Annotated in this window: 11 protein-coding genes, 1 tRNA gene and 1 pseudogene; 10 read left to right on the forward strand and 3 right to left on the reverse strand. The window is 50.7% G+C overall.

The window, feature by feature from the left end; translation table 11 throughout:
• Window positions 1-23: 23 nt before the first annotated feature.
• Window positions 24-554 (reverse strand): isochorismatase family protein, encoded by a 531-nt coding sequence (locus tag ABA45_RS08290; RefSeq protein WP_048385275.1) that lies wholly within the window; start codon window positions 552-554, stop codon window positions 24-26.
• A 211-nt stretch (window positions 555-765) separates the two neighbouring features.
• Here ABA45_RS08290 and ABA45_RS08295 point away from each other — a divergent pair.
• From ABA45_RS08295 to ABA45_RS08315, 5 genes are all read left to right on the forward strand, one after another.
• Window positions 766-856, forward strand: a tRNA-Ser gene (locus ABA45_RS08295).
• Between the two features lie 143 nt (window positions 857-999).
• Window positions 1,000-1,242: a hypothetical protein gene (locus tag ABA45_RS19310; protein WP_053076142.1), complete on the forward strand. Its 243-nt coding sequence runs from the start codon at window positions 1,000-1,002 to the stop codon at window positions 1,240-1,242.
• Window positions 1,243-1,621: 379 nt separating this feature from the next.
• Window positions 1,622-3,508 (forward strand): choice-of-anchor I family protein, encoded by a 1,887-nt coding sequence (locus tag ABA45_RS08305; protein ID WP_048385276.1) that lies wholly within the window; start codon window positions 1,622-1,624, stop codon window positions 3,506-3,508.
• 210 nt (window positions 3,509-3,718) lie between these two features.
• Window positions 3,719-4,483, forward strand: coding sequence for a DUF2057 domain-containing protein (locus ABA45_RS08310; protein ID WP_048385277.1), 765 nt, complete (start codon window positions 3,719-3,721; stop codon window positions 4,481-4,483).
• A 37-nt stretch (window positions 4,484-4,520) separates the two neighbouring features.
• Window positions 4,521-5,486 carry a porin gene (locus ABA45_RS08315; protein ID WP_048385280.1) on the forward strand — a complete coding sequence of 322 codons (966 nt, stop codon included), beginning with the start codon at window positions 4,521-4,523 and terminating at the stop codon, window positions 5,484-5,486.
• A gap of 214 nt (window positions 5,487-5,700) precedes the next feature.
• Here ABA45_RS08315 and ABA45_RS08320 read toward each other — a convergent pair whose 3' ends face one another.
• Entirely contained in the window at window positions 5,701-7,035 is a 1,335-nt protein-coding gene (locus ABA45_RS08320) for an ATP-binding protein (RefSeq protein ID WP_048385281.1), read from the reverse strand.
• Window positions 7,022-7,687: a response regulator transcription factor gene (locus ABA45_RS08325; protein ID WP_048385285.1), complete on the reverse strand. Its 666-nt coding sequence runs from the start codon at window positions 7,685-7,687 to the stop codon at window positions 7,022-7,024. The genes ABA45_RS08320 and ABA45_RS08325 overlap by 14 nt, the downstream gene beginning before the upstream one ends.
• A 229-nt stretch (window positions 7,688-7,916) precedes the next feature.
• On the opposite strand from ABA45_RS08325, the gene ABA45_RS08330 reads away from it, so the two are divergent.
• The 5 genes and pseudogenes from ABA45_RS08330 to ABA45_RS08350 all read left to right on the forward strand — a co-directional run bounded on the left by ABA45_RS08330 (window position 7,917) and on the right by ABA45_RS08350 (window position 15,159).
• Entirely contained in the window at window positions 7,917-8,516 is a 600-nt protein-coding gene (locus ABA45_RS08330) for a cupredoxin domain-containing protein (protein WP_048385286.1), read from the forward strand.
• 17 nt (window positions 8,517-8,533) lie between these two features.
• Window positions 8,534-9,142, forward strand: a pseudogene (locus ABA45_RS08335) (multicopper oxidase domain-containing protein); the annotation flags it as partial.
• 10 nt (window positions 9,143-9,152) lie between these two features.
• Window positions 9,153-10,460 (forward strand): TolC family protein, encoded by a 1,308-nt coding sequence (locus ABA45_RS08340; RefSeq protein WP_053076145.1) that lies wholly within the window; start codon window positions 9,153-9,155, stop codon window positions 10,458-10,460.
• Complete coding sequence (locus ABA45_RS08345) at window positions 10,460-11,995, forward strand: efflux RND transporter periplasmic adaptor subunit (RefSeq protein WP_053076146.1); 1,536 nt, start codon at window positions 10,460-10,462, stop codon at window positions 11,993-11,995. The genes ABA45_RS08340 and ABA45_RS08345 overlap by 1 nt, the downstream gene beginning before the upstream one ends.
• 5 nt (window positions 11,996-12,000) lie before the next feature.
• Window positions 12,001-15,159, forward strand: a complete 3,159-nt coding sequence (locus tag ABA45_RS08350) for an efflux RND transporter permease subunit (protein WP_048385287.1) — start codon at window positions 12,001-12,003, stop codon at window positions 15,157-15,159.
• Window positions 15,160-15,167 lie beyond the last annotated feature (8 nt).

A 15,167-nucleotide genomic window follows, 5' to 3' on the forward strand; every position in this document is an offset into this window, starting at 1 on the left:
GAACAGATGATTGGGTTTTCTGGCTACTTAATCAACCGCTGAAGCTCTTTGAAGGCCGTTTTTTTGCAGTGGCGCAGCCACTCAAACGCGACCATTTCAACAGTAACGATTTGCGCACCGCCTGCTCTGAGACGGTCGAGGGCGACATCCCGATCGAATTCTTTACGCGACCCTGTAGCATCTGCTACCACCCAGAGCGAATAGCCGCCATCAATCAGGCTAAGTGCCGTTTGCATCACGCAGACATGGGTTTCGCAGCCGGCAATAACAATATGTGGCCGGCCCTCGGGTAGAACCTCGATCAGGCCGTCCGAGCAGGCATCAAAGTAATGTTTGGTCAGGGTACGGTGGCAAAGCTCCTTGACCGCTTCCAGATTGGGTCCGAGCTTTTCTGGCATCTGTTCAGTGGCTAAAACCGGTACGTTCAATAGGGCTGCAATCGTTCCCAGCGTGACACATTGGCTGACCACATCCTGTCCATGAGCAATTGCTGGTATCAGTTTTTCTTGAATATCGATTAGCAGCAGGGTTGAGTATTCAGATCGCATCAACATTTATTATCAGCCTTTAAGTTCTGCTTATATTCTGAAACGAAACGCGCTGCTTGATAGACATACAAAGAATGACGTTTATCGTACAGACAATTAACGGCGCAAGCTGGAAGTTTTGTGGATTTCGGTTTCAAGGTGGTTGCCAAACGCCGTCAAAACGATTAAAGTTTGCGCCCTCGAATCGACGATCATTTTTTGATTCGATACAGTTGTAGGAGAGGTGGCCGAGTGGCTGAAGGCGCACGCCTGGAAAGTGTGTAAACGTTAATAGCGTTTCGAGGGTTCGAATCCCTCTTTCTCCGCCAATATAAAACCCTGATTTTCTTCGAGAAGATCAGGGTTTTTTCGTTTCGGGAATAAAATTGGCAATCGGCGGATGCCGGTCAATAGCATTAGGAAAGATGGCCATCAGTTCTTTAGCTAAACCCGGACCACTGATCGGGATGGCTTGCAAAGTGCCAACCCTGACTTCCTCGCTAACGGCCGCTACCAGAACCAGTTAAATGCCAAGACCTGCCTGAACGGCCTGTTTTACCGCTTCCGTGCTGCCCAGTTACACGGACACTTCGGGGAAATGGCCGTTGTCGCCAAAAAGGTTGTTAAGAACCGACCGGTGCCGGACTCTGCGACGAGTAGCGTCATGCCTGCGAGGGTTTCCGAGCCTATCTCGCTAAGCCTGGCGCAGGGATGATCCAGCGGAACGATCACCACCACCAACTCCTGTTACCAGTCACGCGCCTCGAAACCGGGTTTGGGGTTCCACCATTCCATAACCGCTATATCCAGTTCGCCGCGGGTCAGTTGGCTGACGATTCCCGGGTTTGTGGCGGCTGTTTGGAAGTTTCGGTTTTGGACGAGGGTGATAAAACTTTAAGCCAGACCAGATCCAGCATTCCGCCCAATTCTGTGTGACGGGTGAATTGACCGTGCCCCGGAGCCTACGGTAATTGCTATTCAACTATTTGTAACCAGATTGTAGTTAAACTGTCTTCTCTCTGACGCCTCTTTGTCACACTGAATAACTAGCGTTGTCGAAAGGTGAAATCCGATCGCAAATCAGAGAGGCGTACATGGAAATCCGCAAATCCATTCTTGCAGCAGCCATTCTTTCAGCCACCATGGGGCTGTCAGCCTGTGCTGGTAACGTTAGCAATACGGCCAATAGTGCTAAGCCCATTACCGGTAAACAGATTTTCCTGACCGAAATAGGACGCTTTACCAGTACCGATAATAAATTTGATGAGAGTGCTGCTGAAATTGTCGCTTATGATCCGGATACCACCCAAGTATTTGTGGTCAATGCCCAGCAAGGCGCGGTGGATGTTTTGGACCTGAGTGATCCTGTTCATCCTGAGAAAGTGGGAACGATCTTTGCCAGTGCGCATTGGCTTGAAGCTGGGGCTATTAATAGCGTCAGCGTTTCTGACGGTCGGGTGGCCGTTGCTGTTCAACACAGCACAAAGACATCTGCCGGTCGGGTGCAAATATATGGCTCCGATGACCTGCGTTTTCTCGGGGAAGTGGTCGTGGGCTCGCTTCCCGATATGTTGACGTTTACGCCCGACGGTCGGCACATACTGGTAGCCAATGAAGGCGAACCCAATCCTGATTATAGCCAGGATCCTGAAGGTTCAGTGACGATTATCGATGTCCAGAATCCGGCTCAAGCTCAGGCAGTAACGGTAGATTTCAAAGATTTTAACCGGAATGGTCCCCGGGCCTCCGAACTGCCGGAGCAGGTGCGGATTTTTGGCAACTACGGCAGAACTGAATTGCAGGTGACCGGGTTTGAAAACAGCGAGCCCGCGACACTGACGGTTAAGGATGCCTCTGCTGTTGATGTTGGCATGTGGATGACCGTCGCTAGTAGTGAAGGTGATCCCTTGCCCTATCGAGTTGCCTCGATTGCTGGCAATACCATCACCTTGACCACCGAGTTTGACGGTGACACTGAAGCTGGTGACGAAGACACAACACTCAGAGCGTATCTACATGACGGTCAGTCGTCGGTAGCTCAGGATCTTGAGCCGGAATACATCGCGGTATCGCCAGACGGGACGGAAGCCTGGGTGACTCTGCAAGAAAACAACGCCATTGCGGTGATCGATATTCAACAGGCGAAAGTGACGCGAATAATCGCCCTGGGTACAAAAAACCATGCCATTCCCGGTAATGAGCTTGATGTGTCAGACAAGGATGATGCAGTCAATATCGCCAACTGGCCGGTTCACGGCATGTACATGCCCGATACCATCAAATCTGTGGAAATCAACGGCAAGGTCTACTACCTGACCGCCAATGAAGGCGATGCCCGTGAATACGATGGCTTCGTAGAGGAAATCCGGTTTGCGGATGCGCCTTTGGCCAATAAGAATGTGTTTCGGCAGGCGGATTTCACTAACGCAGCCGGCATTGGCCGATTACTGACGACTCTGACTGCAGACACTGATGGCGACGGCGAGCTGGACGAATCGCTGGCCTATGGCGCGCGGAGTTTTAGCATCTGGAGTCGTTCTGGGGATTTGATTGCCGACAGCGGCAACGAATTCGAAGTGATTACCGCCAACCTGCTGGGTCCCAATTTTAATAATGACAATGATGAAAACAGTGGCGATAGCCGCAGTGATGCCAAAGGGCCTGAACCCGAAGCGATTGAAGCTGCGCAGATCAACGGGCACACCTATGCGTTCATCGGGTTGGAGCGTACGGGTGGGGTGATGATTTATGACATCAGCAACCCCGCCAGCCCAGAATACATTCAATACGTCAATAACCGGAACTTCGATTATCCGATTGAAGACAGTATTGACGATGGCAATGCCCCTGCCTGGGCCGCCGGAGACCTTGGCCCCGAAAGTATTCTCTTTATCTCTGCTGAAGAGGCTCCGGACGGTCGACCGTTGCTGCTTGTGGCCAACGAAGTGAGTGGCACAACGACCATTTACGAAATTCGTTAACGCCTGTTCCTGAAGAAAGACAAATCCAGAGTGGCGGTTTTGCCGCCACTCTGGGCTTTTTCCCGTTTATCTCCTTCCTCGCACTTTCCGTCATAAAACTTTCATAAATACTTAATTTCATTGAAATAAGTCACCTGTAGATTAGGGACTCAAAGCTGGAGAGGAATTCCAGCTTTGAGTTGACGCTTACTTTTAGGTGAAGAAACTTTGATGCCGGGGTTGCTCCCGGCTTTTTTAAAAATTTTGACCTTTCGGTTGTCGCTCAGTGCAAAGCGCGCGCCGGAAAGTTACGAATCTGAACTTCTGGAGTATCCGTTGAAAGCCATTGTTGCCCCGTATTTTTTATTGGCCCTGTTTTTTTCTGCCCAGGCTCCTGCCGAAGTAACGCTGGCATTTGGCCCGTGTTTGCAGGCCTACGTGGTCAACGGCGAAGAAAAAATAGTTCTGCCGGAGAGCTCGCTGACGCTGACCAATGGCACCCAGCAGTTGGTTGTGGATTGCACAGCAATGCTTGGCCGTTCCAACGATGATGCGTTCCCCGAGACCGGCGAGGCTTTTATTCTGCTTTTTGAAGCGGCTGATACCGAGCTGACGCTGTCAGCTCCCCACATTCAAACCCGCCAACAGATGAAAGCCTTTAATCGCCAGAGGAATTTCCGGCTGACCACTGCCGCAGGAACATCTGTGAATTACCACGTGGAGGTGTTGGAAAAAGAGGGATTTCAGGTGTTCCGGGATTATCCGAAAGAGCTTGAAGCCTTCAACCGCACTTCGTCACCCGCGGCTATCCGCATGCAACTGCCGGGCCTGGCTGATGCCGATACCGATACCGATACAGCGGGGCACTCGCCAAAGGCAGGCGGTCAGGGCGCTCAGGATCAGGAAACGGTTCGCCAAATGCTGCGCTACTGGTATGTGCAGGCGGACAAGCAAACTCGAAAAGAGTGGAAGAACTGGATCCAATCCAGCAATTAAAAGCCCATAAAACCAATCGAAACTGGAGTAAAAACCCATGAAGAAGCTTCTTCTGGCTGTTGCTGTGTCCTCTGTAGTGGCAGGTTCTGCCAGCGCTGCAACCATTTATGAAAAAGACGGATTTACCTACAAACTGAATGGCGATTTCCAGGTACAGATGCGTCAGGCCATTGGCAACGATGAGCGTGCCGAAGTGGAGTACGATGACTTGGAGCTGAAAAACTATGTCAGCTATGACCTGGGCAACAACCTTACGGCTTTTGGTCGCCTGGATTTTGGCTTCAAGGATGCTGCGGAAGATGATAAAAATGGCAGTAACCTGGAAGAAGCCTACGTAGGACTGAAGTACAATCTTGTGTCTTTCTCCTTCGGTAAGCAGAACTTCGCCTCCGATGAATTTGGCATCGAAGAAGCCTATGAAATTAAAACCATCGATGACGACCGCTTTGATGATACCGGTACTGATGGCGATGACACCTTGCGCGTTGATGTTGAGCTAGACAATGTGTACATCGCGGTGTCTCACGAGATGGACGCGCGAGACGATGATGATGGCATTGATGGTGAGTACTACGATGTGTTCGTGGCGACCGACATTGCGGATCTGACTCTGGCAGCGGCCTATCAGGTGAACAATCCAGCCGGTTCTGCGGATTCACGGGACACCTATGGTGTCAGCGCATCCTACGATTTCGGTTTCATGAATCTGGCCGCGGATTACAGCGTGACCGATGACAACAACACCGACTTTGAGACCAAGCATTACAACATTGCGGCAGTCTTTGGCGTTGCCAGCACCACCGATGTGGCTGTGGGCATGGGCAACAAAGACTCCGATGAAAATGGCTTCAAAGATATCACCGAATGGTACGCCAACGTCACCTACAAGTTCCCGCAGGCCAAGAACGTCAGTGTCTTTGCCGAGGTTGCTAACAGTGACTTGGAGAAAAATGGCAAAGAAGTGGATATGGGTATGCTGGCCGGTTTGCGCGTGAAGTTCTAAGTTTTACTGAAAGCGCATCGCCTGTTCAGGGCGAGTGGGTGGCAAAGTGAATACAAAAAGCCGGGCAATTGCCCGGCTTTTCTGCGTTTATGCTTTTGCATGTCCCTCGGTTTTCATCAGGTGACAGGGCATCCGAGTAAGATGTCAGGATTTGAACCTGCGCCTCCAGATCTGAATGCAGCTCGAGTACGGAGTCTAGTCTTTGAGAATGGCATTAAATAGAGATTACGATCAGTACTTTCAAGCCTCCTTTTGACCCATTTGAAAAAGAGGTCTCACCTTCATATCGAGCGACTATCTCGCGAACGATAGCAAGCCCAAGCCCATGTCCTGGAGTTTGTTCATCGAGCCGTCGCCCTCTTTGACCCAAGTGAACCTGATCATCTTCTAATACGCCAGCCCCATCATCTGTTACGACAATCAGCGCTAAACCATCGCGCTGTTCTAAAGAGAGCTCAACGCATTCTGCAGACCACTTCCCGGCATTATCGAGCAAATTTCCCAATATTTCGTTTAGATCATGCTCTTCAATCGGCCAGCGAAATTCCTCGGTGAGCGAAGTGGACAGTTCAAATGACTTTTCGGGGTAAAGTCGGCCCAGCATCCACAAAAGATCACGGGCTTGCTTGACGGGGAAGGCACTTTTACCAACCTGGGGTCCGGCAAACCGACTGCGCCTCATTTCTGCTTCTAGTTGCCTGTCAATGTCGCCCAGGCGCGATCCCATTTCATGTCTCAGGCTGTGATCCAGAGGTCGGCTGGTATCTTCAAGAACCTGTCTAACCGCCGCAATGGGCGTTTTAACGCTGTGAGACAGGTTCGCCAGCGCTTCCCGGGAGCGCTCAAGCCGTTGATCCAGCGAATCAAGCAGTTGATTGAGCTGTTGCACCAGTGGTTGGAACTCTTCCGGGGCCTCCGCATCGATCCGCGATATTTCGCTGCTCTGTAATCGTTTGAGAGCGGCCTGAAGCGAGACAACGGGGCGCATTGACAGGTTAATACCAAACCAGATAATTCCCACAAGCAAAATGATCAGCAAGATCGACACGATCGCCGTCCACGCATGCAGTTCTGCCTGACTGTTTTTCAGTGCTCCCATGTCTTCTGAAACGATAACCTTGATAGCAACACCGTTCACAAAAAATGATTTCCGATAAGCGAGAATGTCGGAAGGTGCATTGGCTATTGTCGCATTGTGCACTCTGATGCTTTCGTCGCCATCAAATTGCAGCAAGGGATTTAACAGCGGTTGCCAGGCTTGCGGCGATATGACCGTTTGATCTGGGGATTGGATGGCAAAGGCATGATGAAATACCTTTTCAAAATAGTCACCGGTTTTCAGCATATCTATCTTGCCTTCGGCTTGCCGGATATGGAGCTCCAGGAACGCGACTTCGTCTTTCAGTCGACTTTCGACGAATTCCCGGGACATTCTCTCCAGAAGTAATCCGTGTACAAACCAGGCGATAGCCATGAGAGCAATGCCCGCGGGTAACAACAGGGTCAGAAGCGCTCCTTTTACGGACACCGGCTTTTTAAACAGCGTCATCGAACACGTATCCCTGACCACGCCGTGTTGCGATGGTCTCCGTGCCCACTAATTTTCGCAGGCGCCGGATATAAGCTTCGATGACGTTTTCATTGGGGCTCTCATTAAGATTGTAGAGCTGCTCCATGAGTTGTTCTTTGGAAAAAATGTGCCCGGGGCGGCTCATCAGACACCGAAGCAGTCGGAATTCTGTGCCGGTTAAACTGTGTTCCGCACCACCGTCGATTTTCAGGCATTGCCGGTTTTCATCAAGCTCAAAGTGACCCACTTTCAATAAGGAGAGAACCCGCCCTTCGCTGCGGCGCACGATGGCGTTCAGCCTGGCAATCAGTTCTTCAGCCTGAAAGGGTTTGCCAAGATAATCGTCGGCGCCGGCTTTCAGGCCGCCAACTTTGTCTTGCCAGTCGCCTCGCGCCGTTAGAATCAATACCGCAAAGTTTGCGTTGTCCTGTCGCCATTTCCGTAACACGTCTAAACCATTTCCGTCGGGCAGCCCGAGATCCAACACAGCTGCCCGGTAGTTTTCCTGCACGCCCAAAAGCATCGCTTCTTTGGCCGTGCTGGTGACATCGACACTGAAGCCGGCCTTCTCAAGTTGGCTGGCGAGCCCTTCGGCCAACAAACGGTCATCCTCTACTAGCAGCAATCTCATTTGTCGTTCCTTTCTATGTGTCACGCCCACTGATGCTTTAAACCAAACCGGCTGATGCAGTGTCCGCTATTAACCTGAATTCAGCCTGAACTAAAAACATTTCAGCATTTTCAGAAAGAATTCAGGTTGATAAGCGATGGTATCAAGCGCTTTAGCCGAATGCTCACGTTGCCGGATGAACCCAGTGGGTTTTGTACGCACGCCATGACATATGACAGGAGAAAGTTTGATGAGCGTATCAAAGTTCGTAGTCGCAGCATTAGCCGTGTCGGTTTCAGCAGTAGCTCTTGGGGCTGGCGCTCACGGAGACGGGCACGGGCATGGTCAAGGTGCAAAGAGCGGTGAACCGGGTAAAGCCTCGGACGCTGGGCGTAGCTTTACTGTGCAGATGTACGATAACTATTACGAACCTGAATCTATCGAGGTTAAGCCAGGGGAGACGGTGCGCTTTGTCGTTGAAAACAAAGGCAGCCTGGTGCACGAATTCAATATTGGTACGCCTGCCATGCATGAATCCCATCAGAAAGAAATGATGATGATGGTCGAGCACGGGGCTATTCAGGGTGGCAAGCTGAATCGCGACATGATGGAAATGGACATGGGAAATGGCATGTCCATGAAACATGACGACCCCAACAGCGTGCTGTTAGAGCCGGGCGAGAGCCAAGAGGTTGTTTGGAAATTCTCGGAAAAGAGCGGCATTGAATTTGCCTGCAACGTTCCGGGGCACTATCAGGCTGGTATGTATGGCGAAGTGAACTTTAACTCCGGCGACTCTCGCGTTCGCTCACTCGCTGACGCATCGAAATCTTTGAATCCTGCAAAATAATTCTGGAGTAGTTGACCATGAAGGCAACCCTTCTCGCAGGCGCTTTAGGCTTGCTTCTACCGGTTATTGGCCTGGCGAGTGAATACAACCTGACGGTCGACCGGGTTCGGATCGACACCGGCGACTTTATCAAAAAGGGTAATGGCTACAATGGCGAGTCCCCCGGGCCGGTTCTTCGGTTTAAGGAAGGCGAAGAGGTCTTGATTAACGTGACCAACAACCTCAACGAAATGACATCCATTCACAGCCACTCCGGCTTTCAGGAGCCTGATGGCGCCTACGGTGCCATTGTGATTGAACCCGAAGGCCGCGAGTCGTTTCGTTTCGATCGCGATTATGTGGTTCAGTTGGCCGACAAGCACTCCCATTCTGGCGATCGCATCATGCGCAACCTCAAAATAATGCCGGATTATTACAATCGTGAGCAACAAACCGTCGGAGATTTCTTTTCGGACGCTTCTGAAAACGGTCTGGCGGCCACAGTGAAGGATCGGATGGCCTGGGGCGACATGCGCATGATGAAAGCCGGTGTTGAAGACCTCCAGGGTTTTACCGGCCTGATCAACGGCAAAGGTCCCGAGCAGAACTGGACCGGCATTTTCGAGCCCGGCGAGCGGATTCGGCTGGTAATGTCTCATGTTTGAACTGCGCAATTTTTTTATTGTTTGCATCGCTCTGCTGCTGTCTGTAACAACGGACAGGGCGCTTGCCGCTGCCGGTCCTTTAACCCTGGACGAGGCTGTGCAGCAGGCCATCGCTAATGATCCTTGGTTGATCGCGAATCAGCAGAATGAAGCCGCTATCCTGGCAAGGAGTGTGGCTGCTGAGGTTTTGCCAGATCCGAAGTTTAATGTCGGGTTAATGAACTTCCCGACAGACACCTTTAACTACGCACAAGAGCCAATGACTCAGATATCTGTTGGGGTGTCGCAAATGTTGCCAAGGGGAGACACCTTGGCTCTGAACAGTCAGAGACTGCGCTTACAGAGTCATCAAATGCCTTTGCTCCGAGAAGACAGGAAAGCCAGGGTAGGCCTGATGGTCACGCAACTCTGGCTAGACGCTTTGAAAGCCAGTCACAGCATAATGTTAATTGAAGAAAATCGAATATTATTCGAGCAGCTCTCAGACATTGTCAGCAGCGGTTATAGCAGCACCTTTGGCCAGGCCCGTCAGCTCGATTTAGTCAGGGCACAGGTGGAACTGGACCAGCTAGATGAACGCCTAATGGAAGTGCAGCAACAGCAAACACGTGCTGTACAGCAGTTAGGCGAGTGGCTTGTAGGCACGTCGTCCGATGTCTCGATGCTGCCCTCAACACCAGGCCAATCCATGCCTGAATGGCCTACACCTATGGTTCTATCGCAAGATGATTTGACGCAACGACTCCTGCAGCACCCCAGCCTCCGCTTGATTGATCAAATGACAAAAGTGGCGCAGTCCGAAATCTATATTGCCGAGCAGCAATATGAACCTGAATGGGGGCTCAATGTCAGTTACGGCTTCCGTGGTGACGACGCCAGAGGTACTGACCGTCCCGATTTATTGAGCTTTGGTGTCAGCGTTGACATGCCGATTTTCTCCAGCAAGCGTCAAGACAGCCAAGTGCAGGCAGAAACGTATGAAAAAGAGTCTATGCGCACAGAGCGACTCTTGAAACTCCGCAGTTTATTGACGAATTACCGCACCTTAGAAGCAGAGTTGCAACGCCTTGATCAACGGCGAGAACTGTATCGAGAAAAGTTACTGCCTGGACTCCAGCAAAGTGCTGAAGCGGCGATCAATGCGTACGCCGTCGATGATGGTAATTTTGCAGACGTGGTACAGGCTCGGATTGGTGAACTCAATGCCAAATTGTCGCTGTTATCTATTGAACTTGAACATTCCAGGAAGATCGCTGAAATGCACTATTTACTAGTTGGCAATCAACGGGGGATGAAATAGTGAACCTGTTTAAAAACTTTGCATTATTACTGTCTGGCGCTCTGCTTATGCTCGCCGCTTTGTCTATTTGGCAACCAGACTTGTTCAGGCACGTAACAGATATGCAAGCGACATCAGCCACGAATGATGCCGACAAACCTTTGTACTGGGTCGCTCCTATGGACCCAAACTACCGCCGTGATGCGGCAGGCAAATCGCCCATGGGCATGGACTTGGTCCCCGTCTTTGCGAAGGGTAAAAATGGCGACGAGGATAGCCCGGGCACAATCGAAATATCGCCAGAGGTCGTTAACAGTCTGGGTGTCAGAACTGGCAAGGTTGTTCTGGATCACCTTCAGCCAGAGATAAGAACGGTTGGATACCTGCAATATAACCAAGACAGCATTGTTCATATTCATCCCCGCGTAGAAGGCTGGGTGGAAAATAGCTTCGTTAACACTGTAGGTGCGCCAGTTGAGCAAGGTCAGCGTTTGTATACTCTGTACTCGCCCGCATTGGTTAACGCACAGGAAGAGCTGCTGTTTGGTTTAAAGCGTGATGATCAGCGTTTGATTCAAGCGGCAGAACAACGTCTGCTTGCTCTTCAAATAAGCGATGCGGTTATCCGTCAACTTAAAAGAGACCGCCAAGTATCGCAAACAGTCACTTTCTACGCTCCCGCATCGGGAGTGGTAGAAGAACTCAATATCCGTGAAGGTCTCTATGTAAAGCCCGGCATGACGTTGATGTCGATCGCTAATCTTGACGAGATCTGGATTGAAGCTGAAGTTTTTGAACGTCAGGCCAGCCTAGTCAAAGTCGGTTTACCGGTGGAGGTTGATCTCGATTTCCTGCCCGGTGATGTACGCCAGGGTAAGGTCGACTATATCTACCCGAGTTTGAATGTCCAGACACGCACCTTGAGGGTAAGGGTGCGATTGGACAATTCCGACTCCGCTCTTAAACCCAACATGTTTGCCGAGCTTCGTATTCTTGCCAGCGATCAAAATGAACGGTTGCTGATTCCTAAAGAGGCGTTAATTCGCGGTGGGCAGCAGAACCGCGTCGTGCTTGCACTGGGTGAGGGGCGGTTTAAATCCCTTGCCGTTAAAACGGGACAGAGTGATAACCAGAGAGTCGAGATCCTTGATGGTTTGATCGAAGGCGAAAAAATTGTGACCTCCGCTCAGTTCCTGCTCGATTCAGAGTCCAGTAAATCATCCGACTTCACTCGTATTGATGCGACCGATGGCCAGCAATTGGAGAAGCCTTCGGTCAGCCAGGATGTGCAAAAAGCCACCGCTGAAATTCCTGGCAAAGTATGGGTTGAAGCCATTGTTAACAGTGTTGATATCAATGCCATGAAACTGAATGCTCAGCATGGTCCAATTCCGGAGTGGAGTTGGCCGCTGATGCAGATGGATTTCAAACTGACCGAATGGATGAACGCTGGCGACATCCCTACCGGTCAGTCGTTGCAATTGGAGATAACCCGCACGGAATCGGGCAAATATGAAGTCACTGACTTCTACCTACCCGCAGCGGAACAGGAGTAGCGATTATGATAGAAGCTATTATTCGCTGGTCTATCCGCAACCGCGGCATGGTGTTGCTGGCCACCTCCATACTGATTGGTATAGGGCTTTATTCCCTGAAAAATACGCCGGTAGATGCCATTCCTGATCTGTCTGACGTACAGGTCATCATCAAAACCAGTTATCCCGGTCAAGCGCCGCAGGTGGTGGAGGATCAGGTGACCTATCCGCTCACCACTGCCATGTTGTCGGTACCCGGGTCCAAGACGGTGCGAGGTTATTCCTTCTTTGGGGATTCCTACGTTTACGTTATTTTCGACGACAAGACGGATATCTACTGGGCCCGCAGCCGCGTGCTGGAATACCTGAGCCAGGTGGCTCCTTCGTTGCCTGAAAACGCTCGTCCGCAATTAGGGCCGGATGCAACCGGCGTAGGCTGGGTGTACCTCTATGCATTGGTTGACCGCACCGGAAAGAATGATTTGAGCCAGTTGCGTTCCTTGCAGGATTGGTTCCTGAAATACGAATTACAAACCGTTCCGGGCGTGTCTGAAGTTGCGGCGATAGGTGGGATGGTCAAGCAATATCAAGTGCAGGTGAATCCGGAAAAATTACGTGCATTCAACATACCCCTCAGCCACATACAAAATGCCATTCGCCGTGGCAACCAGGAAGTTGGGGCGTCAGTTGTGGAAATGGCGGAGGCTGAATACATGGTCCGGGCTACAGGCTACATTCAAAGCATAGAGGATCTTGAAGTGATTCCGTTGGGTGTTAACCAAAACGGCACTCCGCTGCTGCTCAAAGATGTTGCTGATATTGGTATTGGTCCACAAATGCGTCGGGGTGTTGCGGAGCTCGATGGCGAAGGTGAAGTTGTGGGTGGCTTGGTTGTCATGCGCTTTGGCGAAAACGCCCAAACAACCATTAATGGAGTCAAAGCTAAGCTGGAGTCGTTAAAGAAAAGCTTGCCTGAGGGAGTGGAGGTTGTCACCGTTTACGATCGCTCAGGTCTGATTGATAGAGCGGTTGAAAATCTCTGGAAAAAATTGCTTGAAGAATTTCTCGTTGTAGCGCTGGTCTGTGTCGTATTTTTGTTTCATGTCCGCTCATCTCTGGTGGCTGTTATCAGTTTGCCTGTCGGTATCCTAACGGCATTTATTATCATGCATTGGCAAGGTATTAACGCCAATATCATGTCTCTTGCAGGAATAGCGATTGCCATAGGTGCCATGGTTGATGGCGCGATCGTTATGATTGAGAACATGCACAAGCATATGGAAAGGACGCCTTTAACGGACGAAAATCGCTGGCAGGTCGTTGCAACTGCAGCTTCAGAAGTTGGCCCCGCGCTTTTCTTTAGTCTGCTGATTATAACGGTAAGTTTTTTGCCGGTGTTCGCGTTAGAGGCACAAGAGGGTCGAATGTTCTCGCCCTTAGCCTTCACCAAAACCTATGCCATGGCTGCCTCCGCGATATTGGCTGTAACCCTGGTGCCAGTTCTGATGGGCTACTTCATCCGTGGCAAGGTGATACCGGAACACAAGAACCCGCTTAATCGATTGCTGGCTGCTATCTATATGCCTGCGCTGCGGAGTGTACTGCGTTTCCCAAAAGCAACCCTGGTTGGTGCTGTTGTGGTGTTAGCGATAGGCGCATGGCCGCTGGATAAAATCGGTAGTGAGTTCATTCCGGATCTGGATGAAGGCGACTTGATGTACATGCCTACCACCTACCCGGGCGTATCTATTGGTGAAGCACGCCAAATTTTGCAACAAACCAACAAGCTGATTCGCACAGTACCTGAAGTTGTCACCGTGTTCGGTAAAGTCGGTAGAGCAGAAACGGCAACGGACCCAGCACCACTGAGTATGATTGAAACCTTTATCCAGCTGAAGCCCAAGAGCGAATGGCGTGAGGGCATGACCACGGCCAAGCTCAAGCAGGAACTGGATCAATTAGTGACGTTACCCGGCGTAACCAATGCTTGGGTGATGCCAATCAAAACGCGTATCGACATGCTCGCAACGGGTATTAAAACGCCCGTGGGAATTAAAGTTGCGGGGCCGGATCTGAATATCATTCAGGGGATCGGCCAACAGTTAGAGAAGGTGCTGAAGGATGTTGAGGGTACCGCATCGGTATATTCCGAACGCGTTGCGGGTGGTCGTTATATCAAAGTTGATATTCAGCGAGAAAAAGCAGCCCGTTATGGTCTCAATATCGCTGATATTCAGGAAATTATAGCGTCAGCTGTCGGTGGAATGAATGTTTCGAGCACGATTGAAGGGTTAGAGCGATATCCCATCAATGTCCGCTATCCGCAGAACTATCGGGATTCCCCCGAACAATTGGAGTTATTGCCCATTGTGACCCCTGCGGGCCTAAGGATTGCTCTCGGTGATGTGGCCAATATTTTCGTCGAAAACGGTCCCCCCATGCTGAAAAGTGAAAATGCGCGGCTCAATGGCTGGACTTATATTGATATTGAAGGTGTAGATCTCGGCCGCTATGTCGAAAATGCTCAACAAGTGGTTGCTGAACAGGTAGAACTTCCCGCTGGCTATTCATTGAACTGGTCTGGCCAGTACGAATACATGCTGCGGGCCAAAGAAAAACTTACTTATGTAGTCCCTTTAACCCTTGCGATTATTATTGTGCTGCTATTCCTCAACTTTCGTAATTTTGTCGAGGTGGCCATGATCGTGGGTACCTTGCCACTGGCGTTGGTGGGCAGTATTTGGCTGATGTATTGGGAAGGCTTTAACTTTTCGGTGGCCGTGGGAGTTGGGTTTATTGCCTTAGCCGGAGTAGCGGTCGAAATCGGCGTCATCATGCTGGTTTATCTCAACCAATCCTGGCAACAGACGATCGACCGTTGTCATGCTCAAGGACTTGAGCTTCGCGAAGAAACCTTACGCCATGCGGTGCTTCATGGCGCGGGAATGCGGGTACGCCCTGTGCTTATGACAGCTGCGACCATTATTTTTGGTCTGTTACCTATTTTGTACGGTACAGGCACTGGCTCTGAAGTAATGAGCCGGATAGCTGCGCCGATGGTGGGCGGTATGGTGAGTGCTGTGGTGCTTACACTGTTGGTGCTACCGGCCATTTATTTCATGTGGAAGCGAAGTTCGCTTGTAAAAAATACCAAGCTTGAAATAGAAAAATCGTTAAATTTTTAAACTAAAAT

The organism is Marinobacter psychrophilus (genome assembly GCF_001043175.1).
In the GTDB taxonomy this organism is placed as follows: domain Bacteria; phylum Pseudomonadota; class Gammaproteobacteria; order Pseudomonadales; family Oleiphilaceae; genus Marinobacter; species Marinobacter psychrophilus.

Excerpts from the sequence above, each read along its gene's own strand:
- ABA45_RS08290 (WP_048385275.1), bottom strand. The coding sequence starts at position 554 with ATGTTGATGCGATCTGAATACTCAACCCTGCTGCTAATCGATATTCAA.
- ABA45_RS08305 (WP_048385276.1), top strand. The coding sequence starts at position 1,622 with ATGGAAATCCGCAAATCCATTCTTGCAGCAGCCATTCTTTCAGCCACC.
- ABA45_RS08310 (WP_048385277.1), top strand. The coding sequence starts at position 3,719 with ATGCCGGGGTTGCTCCCGGCTTTTTTAAAAATTTTGACCTTTCGGTTG.
- ABA45_RS08315 (WP_048385280.1), top strand. The coding sequence starts at position 4,521 with ATGAAGAAGCTTCTTCTGGCTGTTGCTGTGTCCTCTGTAGTGGCAGGT.
- ABA45_RS08320 (WP_048385281.1), bottom strand. The coding sequence starts at position 7,035 with ATGACGCTGTTTAAAAAGCCGGTGTCCGTAAAAGGAGCGCTTCTGACC.
- ABA45_RS08325 (WP_048385285.1), bottom strand. The coding sequence starts at position 7,687 with ATGAGATTGCTGCTAGTAGAGGATGACCGTTTGTTGGCCGAAGGGCTC.
- ABA45_RS08330 (WP_048385286.1), top strand. The coding sequence starts at position 7,917 with ATGAGCGTATCAAAGTTCGTAGTCGCAGCATTAGCCGTGTCGGTTTCA.
- ABA45_RS08340 (WP_053076145.1), top strand. The coding sequence starts at position 9,153 with ATGTTTGAACTGCGCAATTTTTTTATTGTTTGCATCGCTCTGCTGCTG.
- ABA45_RS08350 (WP_048385287.1), top strand. The coding sequence starts at position 12,001 with ATGATAGAAGCTATTATTCGCTGGTCTATCCGCAACCGCGGCATGGTG.